This is a genomic window from Rhodococcus sp. SBT000017 (assembly GCF_003688915.1).
Classification (GTDB): domain Bacteria; phylum Actinomycetota; class Actinomycetes; order Mycobacteriales; family Mycobacteriaceae; genus Rhodococcoides.
This window is the reverse complement of sequence record NZ_REFU01000001.1, coordinates 3,551,022-3,563,724: the sequence shown is the minus strand read 5'-3', so window position 1 is coordinate 3,563,724 and position 12,703 is coordinate 3,551,022. Positions and strand designations below refer to the sequence as shown.

Genomic DNA, 12,703 nt, shown 5'->3' with positions numbered 1-12,703 from the left:
GGCTCGAGTGACACCCAATCTAGTCCGCGACGCTGCCCACCGGGCTCTGTTCCGATTCCGGTCGTCGCGCGAAATGCTGAGCGATCACGGTGCACACCATCAGCTGAATCTGGTGGAAGATCAACAGCGGCAGCACGATCAGTCCGACGGGTTGGCCGACGAACAGCACCGCTGCCATCGGCAGCCCGCTGGCCAGGCTCTTCTTGGAGCCGCAGAACAGCAGCACCACCCGATCCTCGAAGGCGAAGCCCAGCCATTTGCCTCCGTACCAGGTGATCGTCAGCACCAGGGCGAGCAGCGCAGCGCTCACTGCGACGACGACGCCGATGCGCCACACCGCCACCGACGACCACACGTTCTGGTTCATCGATTCGCTGAAGGCGGCGAAGACGACCAGCAGGATCGAACCCCGGTCGACGAGCTTCGTCGGCGCGCTGTGTCGGGTGAGCCAGCCTGTCACCCAGGGCCGGATCAGCTGACCGACGGCGAACGGGAGCAACAGTTGGACCACGATGTCGAGGATCGAGCTGGGGTCGATGGTCACCGAACCGGTGGTGGTCATCAGGGCGATCACGAGCAGTGGGGTGACGAACACGCCGATGATATTGGAGAACGAGGCACTCACCACGGCACCGGCGACGTTGCCGCGGGCGATGGAGGTGAAGGCGATCGAGGACTGCACGGTCGAGGGGACCAGGCAGAGGAACAGTATTCCGGTGTAGAGGTCGTCACTGATCACCCCGGGGACGAGGATCCGCAGGGCAAGCCCGAGCGCCGGGAACAGCAGATATGTGCACGCCAGAATCACCGAGTGCAGCCGCCAGTGCTTGATGCCGTTCCAGGCGTCGCGCGGCGAGAGGCGCGCGCCGTAGATGAGGAACAGCAGTGCGATGGCGATGCGCGTGAGCCAGCCCAGTACGTCCTCCGCTGTACCGGTGGCCGGGAAGAGGCTCGCCAGCGCGGCGACCGCGAAGATGCCCAGCAGGAAGGGATCCAGCACGGTATCCCGGAACAACTTCACTCGGCCAACTCAATCCACCGTGGCGCTGCGAGTGCGGGCGGTCAAGGTGTTCAGGGTGCCAGCAATTGTGTCGGCCTTGGCGGAACCGATGGTGAGCCTGTCCCCGTTGGCGAACGTGACGAAGGCCGCGGGACCGGCGTCGGTGGCGACGGCGTAATTGCCGCGTCCCTTGGCCCGCAGGCCCCAACCGCCGAACTCCTTCGAGGGGTCGACCGCTCTGACCGATGCGCCGGTGATCTCGTCGATGTCGTAGTCGAAGGCCGCCATGCCGAGGCTCGAGACGAACAGACCGTCGCTGTCGATGTGCACGGTGAAGCGCAGCAGCGACAGAATCAGAATCGTCAGGGGGGCGAACAGGAAGATCGGCCACAGTGAGCTGGACAGGTAGCACGTCAGAGCGGCCCCGGCCAGGGACACTGCCACGACGGTGATGCCGGCGATGCGACTGGCACCGACGTGGACCACCAGGGGCAATTCGGGACTGCACCGTGGCAGATCGGAGTGCGGCGGCGACGTGGCGAGAACGCGTTCGCGGTGATCGCGCAGCCTCGATGCGCCGAACAACCCGGCCGCGAAGCCGACGACGGTCCCCACCGCCATGGCCCAACCAGGGACGGTGACGCTTTGCTCGGTCGCCATGTCCAGTTCGCGAACCAGGGTGGCGATCTGCAGAACACCGATCGTCCCGACGACGGTCAGCCCGATGATCAACATCGTGCGACGCATGATCAGCAGCACCCGGGCCAATGATGCGACGGCGCTGCACCCGCCGCCCACCAGCACGATCACGATCGCGAGGGTCCAGGCGTTGGAGAGCGGGTTGGAGAAGTCGTCCGGTTCGGTGCCGCTGAAGTGCGTGGCGACCTGCTCCGGCAGACGGCCTTGCCACAGGTACGCCAGGACGAGTCCGAGTGCGGCTACGACAAGGGGGACGACGACGCCGAAGACGACCCCGGCCGGGTCGAACGTGCGTAGTGCCTTCGCCTTCATCTGCTCAGCTCGGCTGGCAGGCGTCCTTGAGGCTGCACGAGATGCAGGAGCTTCCGCATCCGTCCGCCTCGGCGGGTGGCGGGACGGCCGCTGCTGCGCGTGCCCCGATGGATCCGCCGGCTGCGGCGATGAACAGGGCGGCCACGAGGGCTACGACGACGCCGACGACGGCGGCGATGCCGCTCAATGCGAGTGCGGCCACTGCGCCGATGGCCAACACCAGGGCCGATGCGGCGGTGGTGGGACCGGCAACGCGGTTGGCGAGGATGAACGTTTCGTCGTCACGCATGGCCTCGGCGGTGCGGACACCGGCGAAACGGTTACGTGGGAGCCGGCCCAGCAGCGACGCGACAGCGACAGCGCCGACGACGAGGGCGAGCACGAACAACACAACCGAGACGATGACCACCTGGCCAGGATACGGCGCAGCGAGGTCCTGGTACCAGGCGGGCCGCGTCACACTTTAGGCTGGTAGGTGTGACCGATTCCGTTGAAGCATCCACCGAGTCCGCCCCCGAGTACCGCTACACAGCCGAACTCGCCGGGCACATCGAGGAGCAGTGGCAGGACCTGTGGGAGACGCAGGGCACTTTCGACGCTCCCAACCCGGTCGGAACCCTCGCCGGAGACGTCCCGAAGGACAAGCTGTTCGTCCAGGACATGTTCCCGTATCCGTCGGGCAGTGGGCTGCATGTCGGTCATCCCCTCGGCTACATCGCCACCGACGTCTTCGCGCGGTATCACCGCATGCAGGGTCGTAACGTGCTGCATGCGCTGGGCTACGACGCGTTCGGTCTGCCGGCCGAGCAGTACGCCGTGCAGACGGGCACGCACCCGCGCAGCACCACCGAGGACAACATCACCAACATGCGACGCCAACTGCGTCGGCTGGGTCTGGGGCACGATCGCCGACGGTCCCTGGCGACGACGGACGTCGACTTCTATCACTGGACGCAGTGGATCTTCCTGCAGATCTTCAACTCGTGGTTCGACGCGGACCTCGGCAAAGCGCGGCCCATCGCGGAACTGGAGGCGGCATTTGCTTCCGGTGCGCGTCAGTTGGACGACGGTCGCTCCTGGGAGACGCTGACCGTCGGTGAACGCCGCGAGGTGATCGACGGCTTCCGTCTGGTGTACGAGTCCAACTCGATGGTCAACTGGTGCCCCGGCCTGGGCACGGTGTTGGCCAACGAGGAGGTCACCGCCGACGGACGCAGCGATCGCGGCAACTTCCCGGTGTTCCGAAAGAACCTGCGGCAGTGGATGATGCGCATCACCGCGTACTCCGACCGCCTGGTCGACGACCTCGAGTACCTGGATTGGCCCGAGAAGGTCAAGACCATGCAGCGCAACTGGATCGGGCGCTCGCGCGGTGCGCAGGTCTCGTTCTCGAACATCGAGGTGTTCACCACCCGCCCGGACACGCTGTTCGGTGCCACCTACGTGGTGCTCGCCCCGGAGCACCAACTGGTCGACGGGTTGGTTGCTCCCGAGTGGCCTTCGGACGTTTCCGACAAGTGGACCGGCGGGGCCGCCACCCCCGCGAAAGCCGTTGCTGCATATCGCGCTTCGATCGCCGCCAAGTCCGATCTCGAGCGGCAGGAGAACAAGGAGAAGACCGGCGTCTTCATCGGTGCCTACGTGAAGAACCCGGTCAACGGTGAGCAGGTGCCGGTGTTCATCGCCGACTACGTGCTGACCGGCTACGGCACCGGCGCGATCATGGCCGTACCAGGACACGACGCGCGCGACTGGGAGTTCGCCACCGCGTTCGGTCTGCCTGTGCGCGAGGTCATCTCGGGCGGAGACGTCACCGAGGCGGCATACGTCGGCGACGGTGAGCTGGTGAACTCCGACTTCCTGGACGGTCTGCCGGTGGACGAGGCCAAGGCCGCCGTCATCGCGCGACTGGAAGCCGACGGCACCGGCCGCGGCACCATTCAGTACAAGCTGCGCGACTGGCTGTTCGCTCGCCAGCGCTACTGGGGCGAGCCGTTCCCGATCGTCTGGGACTCCGAGGGCAACCCGCACGGCCTGCCGGATTCTGCTCTGCCGGTGGAACTTCCGGAGGTCGAGAACTACGCACCGGTCTCGTTCGACCCGGACGACGCGGGCTCCGAGCCGTCCCCGCCACTGGCGAAGGCCGCCGAATGGGTGAACGTGGAGCTCGATCTGGGCGACGGGTTGCAGACCTACACCCGCGACACCAACGTCATGCCGCAGTGGGCCGGTAGTTCCTGGTACCAGCTGCGCTACATCGACCCCACCAACTCCGAGGCCTTTGCGGACCCGGAGAACGAGAAGTACTGGGTCGGGCCGCGTCCGGAGATCCACGGGCCCCACGATCCAGGCGGTGTCGATCTCTACGTGGGTGGCGTCGAGCATGCGGTGTTGCACCTGCTGTACTCGCGCTTCTGGCACAAGGTGCTCTTCGATCTGGGTCATGTCAGTTCGAGCGAGCCGTACCGTCGGCTGTACAACCAGGGCTACATCCAGGCGTATGCGTACACCGACGCGCGCGGGGTCTATGTACCCGCGGCCGAGGTCGTCGAGCGCGACGGCGGCTACTTCTATCAGGATCAGCCCGTCAACCGTGAGTACGGGAAAATGGGTAAGTCCCTGAAGAACTCGGTCTCCCCCGACGAGATCTTCGCCGAATACGGTGCCGACACCCTGCGCGTTTACGAAATGTCGATGGGCCCGCTGGACACCTCGCGGCCGTGGGCGACGAAGGACGTCGTCGGCGCGCAGCGGTTCCTGCAGCGTGTGTGGCGACTGGCGCTCGACGAGGTGACCGGCGAGGTTCGCGTCACCGACGACAAGCCGACCGAGGACACGCTGCGGGTGCTCAACCGCGTGATCGACGGCGTGCACGCGGATTACGCTGCGCTGCGCGACAATACGGCCGGTGCCAAGCTGATCGAGCTGACCAATCACATCACCAAGGCGTACCCGGACGGTGCGCCGCGTGGGGTGGTCGAGCCGCTGATCCTGATGCTCGCTCCGCTGGCGCCGCACCTGTCCGAGGAACTGTGGAGCAAGCTGGGTCACGAGAAGTCGTTGGCGCACGGGCCTTTCCCGCGCGTGGAGAAGAAGTGGCTCGTCGCCGATACCGTCGACTACCCCATCCAGGTCAACGGCAAGGTCCGCAGCCGCATCACCGTGCCTGCCGACGCGACGAAGGACGACGTCGAGAAAACTGCATTGGCCGAGGAGAAAATCGTGGCCCTGCTCGACGGCAAGGCCCCGACCAAGATCATCGTGATCCCGGGTCGAATGGTGAACATCGTTCTGAAGTAGCTCTCGCCTCCGCCGAACTCGAAGTTATGGATGAAAATCCGGCGATTTCCGTCCACAACTTCGAGTTCGCGGGGGTTTAATTGTTCCATGTCACAGGCTGGTAGAGGGTTTGCGGTGAGGCTGGTGGCCTCCGTCGTTCTACTTCTCGGGTCCGCGATTTTCGTGAGTGTGCCTGTTGCACAGGCGGATCCGGGACCCGGCTCACCGATACCTGCCGACGATCCGTTCTACGATTGGGACGGCGGCCTGGACGTCTCCCCAGGGACGGTGCTGCGGTCGAGGCCCATGACGTTCCGAACGCCGGCCCAGCCGACGCCGATCACGGGTAGCCAGGTGCTGTACAGCACTACCGACCAGCAGGGCGACGGCGTCGTCACGGTCGCCACCGTGCTGCGGCCCTTGGTCCCCGGGCCGACGCGGATCGTCTCGTACCACATGGCCTACGACGCCCTCGGCTCTCAGTGCAATCCCTCGTACACCCTCAGCGGCGGGTCCACGAGTCCCATTGCCGGTGCGGAACAGGCGGTCATCGCCGGCTACCTCGCAGCCGGCTACACCGTCGTCGTGCCGGATTACGAGGGTGAGGAGCTCGAGTGGACGATCGGGCGGCAGTCGGGCTACGCAGCGCTGGACGGCATTCGTGCGGCTCAGTCCTTCCTGCAGCTTCCGTCGAGCACGCCCGTCGGCATGGTCGGGTACTCCGGCGGATCCGTGCCGACGCAGTGGGGTGCCGAAATTGCCCCCGAGTACGCACCCGAGCTGAATCTCGTGGGTGTGGCGGCCGGCGGGCTACCGGTCGACCTGGCTCACAACCTGCCGTACGTCAGCGGCAACAAGCAGTGGGCGGGTGTCATCCCGGCACTGATCGTCGCCTACGAACGTGCATACGGCCTCGACCTGAACAGTTTCATCTCCGACTACGGCCTCGAGGTGATCGATCAGGTCGATCAGGAGTGCATCGCTCAGTTCGCCGACGACTACCCGACACTCACCGACGCCTCGATGGTCAGGGCCCCGTACAACTCGCTGCTGGACGTACCCGAGGTGGTGGCGGCGATCGACGACAACATCATGGGTAGCCAGGGCACGCCGCGGACGCCGATGTTCCTGGCTGTCGGGCACGCCGATCCGATCGGCGACACCGTCATGATCACCGGCGACGTGCAGGGGCTGGCGTACGCATACTGCGGCCGGGGCGTCGATGTGCAGTACGCACAGTACGACGGCTTGACGCACAGCGAAGCATTTCCGGTGTTCGAGGCGCAGAGTCTGCAGTTTCTGACAGAGCGATTTGCCGGTGGGCCGACGCGCAGCAACTGCGGAACCATCCCACCCGGAAACAGCCTGGCACCGACTCCGTAGTACGAACCCGCGTGGTCTTTCAGATCGCGCCCAGATCGGCCGACAGCCAATGCTCCGGCTGCAGGTAGAACACCACGCTTTCCTCGTGCTCGCTCTCGGCCATCTCGAGATAGCCGTCGACCTTCTCCGGTGGCAGATAGCGGGCAGCCATGACGCGCAGAAGGTCTGGGGTGCACGGTTCCTCGCGAGTGACCGGACCCTCGACGGATACGTATCTGATGGTCGGATTCGACTGTTCGATCATGAGCGTGAAACGCTGTGCAGCCCTGATGAGTTCGGCCTTCTTGGACGTCTCGCCGGTGAGGACCCACGCCTGGGAGCCGGGGGTGTAGTCGTACCAGATGGGGACGGTCAACGGACCACGATCAGGACCCGCGGAGACGGACAGCGCGGCGACGTGAGACTCGGCCAGAAATTCTTCGCGTTCTGCCTTCGACAGTGCCATGAAACAACCGTAGGGCTTCCGCTGTCGAAGTTCCAGACCTGCGACGCACGACGGCGCGGAAGCGCTTACTCGACCGACTTCTGCTTTCCGCCGGTGACGAAACCGTCCGATCGGAACGGCCTCAGGTGTACTACGGGTTCTGCCTCTCGGCCTTTCTGATCGTGAACGATGCGGTACTCGGCGCTCAATTGTCGGAGGCTGGCGATGGAAAGCTGTCGAACCTGTTCGACTGTCTCCGGGTCGGGCTGTTGTTGGGGGCGAAGCTCGACGTCGAGGGTCAGTGTTTGACGCTGTTCGCTGTCTGTCTCGCAGCGGGCGATGAACCGTCCGGTCAACCGCGTCGCCAGGGAGATGTGTTCGACTGCCGGTCGCAAGTAGTCGGGGTAGATGTTGACGGCACTGTAGATCGCAGCGACGTCCGTACGTCCGAAAACCAAGAGGTAGTGGGCATTCGGGTCGATACCTTCCGCCAGAGCGGGATGGCCGGCGTCGGCCAGTCGCTCGCGGACGGCGCTGCCGACGAGGGTTTCACCCCTGTCGTTCACCCGGTAGCGCACGAGCGGTAGTACGCCGCCGACGGTGAAGAGCAGGTAGCCCTCGGAGTCGACTTCGATGTAGGTGAATTCGGGCTGGTATTGCACGAAGGCGGGTTGCTGCACGACATCTCCTTCGGCGTACTCGGTGCCGAATATCGCGCGATTCATGGCCGAGTCATGTGCTGCCGCCGCCCGTATGGCGATCGTGGCGGCCGTTTCGTATCCGACGAATCCGACGTCGGTTGCCCCGTACACCACTCGTACACGGTCTCCGTCTTTGTCGCCCAGCATGTCGTGGACGAGGGAGCGCCACGCTTCACTGACGGGTTCGCCGCCGACGATTATGACGACGTCGTGTCGACGAAGCAGGTCGCCGTGGGTGTCGAGGAGATCCCGCGCGATCGGCGGGTACGCGAAGATCACTATCTGCTGGTACCCGTCTGCGGCCTCGGACACCACGTTCGCGATGACGTCAGGGTCCATGCCCGGAGTCGCTATCGACAGTCGGTGGCCACGTTTGCGGAGCTCGAGCAGCATTGCGTACATGAATGCACCCCCGATGTACGGTCCGAGGGGAAACGTCACGAGTGCCAGGGTCGCTCGGTGTTCCGTGTCGGCACATTCCCTCAGCACGTCTCCGAACATGGCTGCTCCGTGTTCGGTGCTGCGTTGCCCGCGTGACCAAAAGGTCGGGGTGCCCGACGATCCGGCACTACTGGCGATGGTTTCGACATCTTCGGGCTGCCCGGATTGCAGATCGACGAGGGTGTTCGGTCGGCGGTAGTTGTCCTTCGATGTGGTCGGTAGCTGCGTCAGGTCGGTCATCGTTGCGATCGAGTCGACCTCGATCCCGTTCTCGTGGAGCAGACGGCGATACGCAGGTACCGAGAGAGCGATGGATTGGACAAGTCGGAGCGCGGCATGTGCGGGCTCGTGCAGATCTGCTGAGTTCAAGGCGTGACCTTTCGATCAAGTCCACCGCCGGCCGGGCGGTGAACGGGAATCACGTGGGGACTGTGTGATCCGATCGCGCGGCGTGCTTGTTCGACTTCTCGAGAAACTCGGAACTGGCGACGAACATCATTGACCTGCGGATCCGCCGCGCCCATCCCTGGCATGGCGGGCATCGTCCGCCTCCTGAGCCGCGGCCACATAGGAGTCGTGCAACCGTGAAAGGTCGAAGCGCTCGCCGATGGTGTCTCCGTGCGCATCGATGTCGGCGCAGAGCTTCTTTCCAGGTGCGCTCCAACTGGAACCGGCTTTCAGCCGATAGAACGCAGATCGGGAAATGCTGAACAAGGTGCGGCCGAGCTGATCGTCGTCTTTGCTACCGGCGGCGCGTCGAATCGAACGGTAGGCCTCATCTGTGGCGCGTTCGAGATCACCCCGCCGTGCCTCCAGGCGTTGCAGAGCGCGAACGAGGCGCTCTTGGTACGCGGTGAGTTCTTCGGGCACCCGCGAATCCGGCGGATGAACCGAGCCGTCGTGAGGCGACAGAATTTCGTGAAATGTTCCCGTTCCTGTTCCCCTGGGAATGATGTCGAGACGGTTGCCGAAATCTCGTGCACGCTCGGCGAATTGACGTGAGTCCAGCAAGGGCAGCGTCGTCAGGTATCGACGCAGCTGGTCATCGGCGACCGCAGCGAACATGTCAGGGGTGAGCTCGAGTAGTGCCGGGTGATGCGCCCACACGGTCATGGCAATCGAGATGGGATACGGAAGCCCGGTGCGGATGAGGGTCTGACAGCTTGCGCGGACGGCGGGTCTGGCCAGCAGATCTGATCCCAGGATGATCAAGGTTTGTTCGACCACGGCACCGACGAACAGATCGTCGGGCGTCTGTGCGACACGAGCTGTCAATCTCGGGAGTTCGTCTTCGGCCCCCCTGTTGGCGAGCCCCTTGGCGGCGGCGAACTCGAAGAACGTCTGATGGAGAAATCGGGCACGATTGTCGGTTGTGACCAGTACGCCGCGCCGGGTCAGTGCCCGTACATGTCTGCGCAGGACCACGTCGTCGTACGCATGGTCCACCGATGCGGCGACCTGCGCCGCGCGACGAACGACGACGTCGACGGGCGGTTCGGGTGTTCCCAACGCCAGCATGGCGATCGCAAGAAATCCGGCACTGGCAGAGAGGTCATCGGAGTCCTCGGCCGGTACCTCGGGTCCGGAGCGGTGATCGCTGACGATACGGCGAGACCAGAACAGGTTGTAGAGGCCGGTGACGTCGAGTTCCAGTTGAGGGAAATGTGGTGCCGACAACGAGAAGAGCAGCCTGAGCAGCAAGGGGCTGGTGCACACGTCGTCTACGAGTGCGCCCCGGGCCAGGGCTGATTGGATCGCCGACACCGGATTCGTAGGCATCACCGAGTCGTCGGCGATGAATTCGACGGTCAAGGCCTCGATTGCGGTCGGCAGTTCGGAGTTCGAGGAGAACGGCCCGAGGGTGATTTTGTGCCCCAGGTTCGCGGGAAGGCTTTGCCCTTCGAGCGGCCTGGTCGTCAGAACTACGGGGACTGCCGTCCGAGCGAGCACTGTGACCAGGTCGATGATGTCGTGGCGGGCAGAGCGGCTGTGCAGCATCAGGTCCGCGGTGTCGAGCAACAGTATCGCGCCCGGTCGACCGGTGATGGCGGCGACGATCTCGGCGGTCGAGGCTGTACGAATGCCGTCGTCGCCAGGATGGAGCCAGGTGGCAGAGACCAGCAGCGGATGGAGCCCCTGCTTCTGCAACGCTCGGTGCAGCGACCACAGCAGTGTCGATTTTCCGTGCCCGGCTTCACCGACAACAATCTGTGGTTCGGATCCCAGGACTGTGCGTCGAAGCAACGCGGCCTCGATATCGCGACTGACATACCAGGTGCCGTGGTCTCCGGATCCGACTTCGATGTCGTCGAGCAGGTGCTGCGACAGTCGTGCCAGTCGATCCCAGTGCATGGGATCGATTTCGGTCACACTCACCTCGCCACGCCGCAGGCATGGGCGCGGTGGTGCGGCACCCTTATGGGGTCCTTGTTGCGATGCCGGGCATGAGCAGTCGGAGAACGCCGTCGGCAACGTCGATTGCCGTTTCGGTCGGCCGCGTCAAGCATCGAAACAGGACGTTGTTGGTCAGCATGATCGCCGCCTCGATCGTCGGTGCTTCATCGCTGAACACGCCCGCTTCGCGCCCCCGTTCGAGGATCGGAATAACCGCAGATGGGAGGTAGAGGTTTTCCAGAACTGTGGTGACGGTGTTGGGTTGCTGAAACTGCTCGAAGCTCAAGGCGAGCAGCATCCCGGAACTCATGGCTCGGTTGTCGATCACGAATTCGCCCACCTCGATCAGTGTGCGGCGCAATGCAATAGCGGGTTCGATGCCGAGACGCTCATCGGCTCGACGCAATCGCAGGACTCGATCGAACTTCGGTTTCAGCGCGGCGACGATGATGTCGACTTTGCTGGGGAACAGCCGTCGAAGGTCGTCGGCTCGCAGACGTGCGGCCGCCGCGATATCGGCGAGTGTGACGAGAAAGTAGCCGTTGTCGACGAACAGAGCTTCGGTTGCGGTGATCACGTCGGCCTCGAGGTCCGGCCGTAGCGCGTCGGCGTCGTCGGGAGGATATGCCGGTTCAGGGTCGGGCACCTGTCGATCGGAATGCAGTGGATCGATCGCCCACCGCAGGATCGAGGTGGTCGTTGCGGCGATGTCGTCCCCGGAGAAGGAACCGGGAGTCAGCATCTCTCGTAGTGCGAGTCCGTCCAGCAGAGCTCCGAGAACAGTGGAGAGGGAGGTCAGTGACATAGGTTGGCGGACGGACCCGCCCTGAGCTTGGATTGCCTGGCCCACCTTGGTGCGCAGGTCGGCATCCAGTCGTTCGAATTCGGGGGTGACGGCTTTGCGGGCCCCGTCGTGGTCGGTAGCGAGCAAGGTGGCGATCAGGCGTCGCCGCATCAGGCCGGAAGTCAGGTCGTCGAACAGGGCGGACACCGGTGCGGCCGCATCGAGCAGCCCGGCAGGCGGGTCGGTGGGTGCAGTGCCGCCGTAATTCACGGTGAGGTTGTCGAGCAGATCCGCGACAAACGCCTCTTTGCCGCCGGAACCTCCGCTGCGGGAGTTGCCAGGGTAGGTGTTGTGGAACGTCTGATGCGACAGCCCAGCACCGTCGACGACCGCCGAGATGGATAGCGACCGTGCGAGATCGGTCATGTCCAATTCGTTGAGGAGCCGGTATCCGGCATGGAGAAATTGTTCGCGCGGGACAGGCCTAGGGTTCAACGTCAACCGCCTTCACTGGACTGCACAGCACCTGAATGGATCAGGAACTATAGCAATTCGGTGATCGAGCCCGCACATTGTAGTCGAAACTAAATGTGGGTGTAGATAGAGCACTGAAATAGACGGTCTTCTCGAACTAGATTGTGTTGCAAGGGATTCAAGAGTCGTGGTCAGATTCTGTCGGCCCCAAGGCCGGTATCTCTAGGAGGCCTAGATGGTGTCGATCGATCATCGAACCCGAGTCCAGACGCGCGCCGCAATGCCCAGGACTGTGCGTAACCCCCTCGGCCCGAGGCCGCCCGTCGCCCGCTCCACTCTCGCGACGGTGCAGGTTCAGAGCCCACGACCAGCGCCGACGTACTCGTCACCTGGACTGACCGAGCGTGAAGTTGTAGTCCTGAAGGTCTGGTTGAACTGCGACTCCAAAGTCGAAGTCGGTGCTCGCCTCCACATTGCGCTGGGTACCGTCAATACCCACCTGACTCGAATTCGAGACAAGTACTCCCGAGTCGGTCGGGCTGCGCCGACCAAGGCGGCACTCGTCGCCAGGGCTCTGCAAGACGGGATAGTGAAACTCGACGACCTCTGAGCGACGAGTTCAGCGGGGTGGTTGCACGCAACTTCGAGGCCGATTCAGAGGCAGACGATGCGCTTACGCTAATTTAGGTCGGACGAGAGGGCGGAATGTGGCGACTGGTCCAGCACTGTTCATTGGAATCGGAACGGACCGCTACGACGACCATGAGCTCGCGGATCTAACGCGATCAGTTGCGGAGGTAACCAGGGTCGCC

Annotated in this window: 10 protein-coding genes; 3 read left to right on the top strand and 7 right to left on the bottom strand. The window is 64.1% G+C overall.

From position 1 onward, the window contains the following. Window positions 1–19: 19 nt before the first annotated feature. Genes AYK61_RS16650 through AYK61_RS16640 form a run of 3 tightly spaced genes read right to left on the bottom strand, consistent with a single transcriptional unit; the run spans window position 20 to window position 2,420 of the window. Window positions 20–1,021, bottom strand: a complete 1,002-nt coding sequence (locus AYK61_RS16650) for a bile acid:sodium symporter family protein (RefSeq protein ID WP_121871614.1) — start codon at window positions 1,019–1,021, stop codon at window positions 20–22. 9 nt (window positions 1,022–1,030) lie between these two features. Then, window positions 1,031–2,011, bottom strand: a complete 981-nt coding sequence (locus AYK61_RS16645) for a DUF1648 domain-containing protein (RefSeq protein WP_121871613.1) — start codon at window positions 2,009–2,011, stop codon at window positions 1,031–1,033. 4 nt (window positions 2,012–2,015) lie between these two features. Beyond that, window positions 2,016–2,420: an SdpI family protein gene (locus AYK61_RS16640; RefSeq protein ID WP_121872818.1), complete on the bottom strand. Its 405-nt coding sequence runs from the start codon at window positions 2,418–2,420 to the stop codon at window positions 2,016–2,018. A 68-nt stretch (window positions 2,421–2,488) separates the two neighbouring features. Here AYK61_RS16640 and leuS point away from each other — a divergent pair, with 68 nt between their 5' ends. Both leuS and AYK61_RS16630 read left to right on the top strand, forming a co-directional pair. After that, complete coding sequence (leuS, locus tag AYK61_RS16635; RefSeq protein ID WP_121871612.1) at window positions 2,489–5,311, top strand: leucine--tRNA ligase; 2,823 nt, start codon at window positions 2,489–2,491, stop codon at window positions 5,309–5,311. Between the two features lie 87 nt (window positions 5,312–5,398). Further along, window positions 5,399–6,673, top strand: a complete 1,275-nt coding sequence (locus tag AYK61_RS16630) for a lipase family protein (RefSeq protein ID WP_121871611.1) — start codon at window positions 5,399–5,401, stop codon at window positions 6,671–6,673. 19 nt (window positions 6,674–6,692) lie between these two features. Here AYK61_RS16630 and AYK61_RS16625 read toward each other — a convergent pair whose 3' ends face one another. The 4 genes from AYK61_RS16625 to AYK61_RS16610 form a co-directional block, all read right to left on the bottom strand. Then, the gene (locus AYK61_RS16625; RefSeq protein WP_121871610.1) at window positions 6,693–7,118 is read right to left on the bottom strand and encodes a pyridoxamine 5'-phosphate oxidase family protein; all 426 of its coding nucleotides are present in this window, start codon (window positions 7,116–7,118) and stop codon (window positions 6,693–6,695) included. Window positions 7,119–7,183: 65 nt separating this feature from the next. Beyond that, window positions 7,184–8,608 (bottom strand): phenylacetate--CoA ligase family protein, encoded by a 1,425-nt coding sequence (locus AYK61_RS16620; RefSeq protein ID WP_121871609.1) that lies wholly within the window; start codon window positions 8,606–8,608, stop codon window positions 7,184–7,186. Between the two features lie 126 nt (window positions 8,609–8,734). Then, on the bottom strand, window positions 8,735–10,609 hold the full coding sequence (locus AYK61_RS16615) for an ATP-binding protein (protein WP_147458342.1): 1,875 nt from the start codon (window positions 10,607–10,609) through the stop codon (window positions 8,735–8,737). A 46-nt stretch (window positions 10,610–10,655) separates the two neighbouring features. Next, window positions 10,656–11,843 carry a TetR family transcriptional regulator gene (locus AYK61_RS16610; protein WP_121871607.1) on the bottom strand — a complete coding sequence of 396 codons (1,188 nt, stop codon included), beginning with the start codon at window positions 11,841–11,843 and terminating at the stop codon, window positions 10,656–10,658. A gap of 283 nt (window positions 11,844–12,126) precedes the next feature. On the opposite strand from AYK61_RS16610, the gene AYK61_RS16605 reads away from it, so the two are divergent. Then, window positions 12,127–12,501, top strand: coding sequence for a LuxR C-terminal-related transcriptional regulator (locus AYK61_RS16605; protein ID WP_121871606.1), 375 nt, complete (start codon window positions 12,127–12,129; stop codon window positions 12,499–12,501). The last annotated feature ends 202 nt before the right edge of the window (window positions 12,502–12,703 follow it).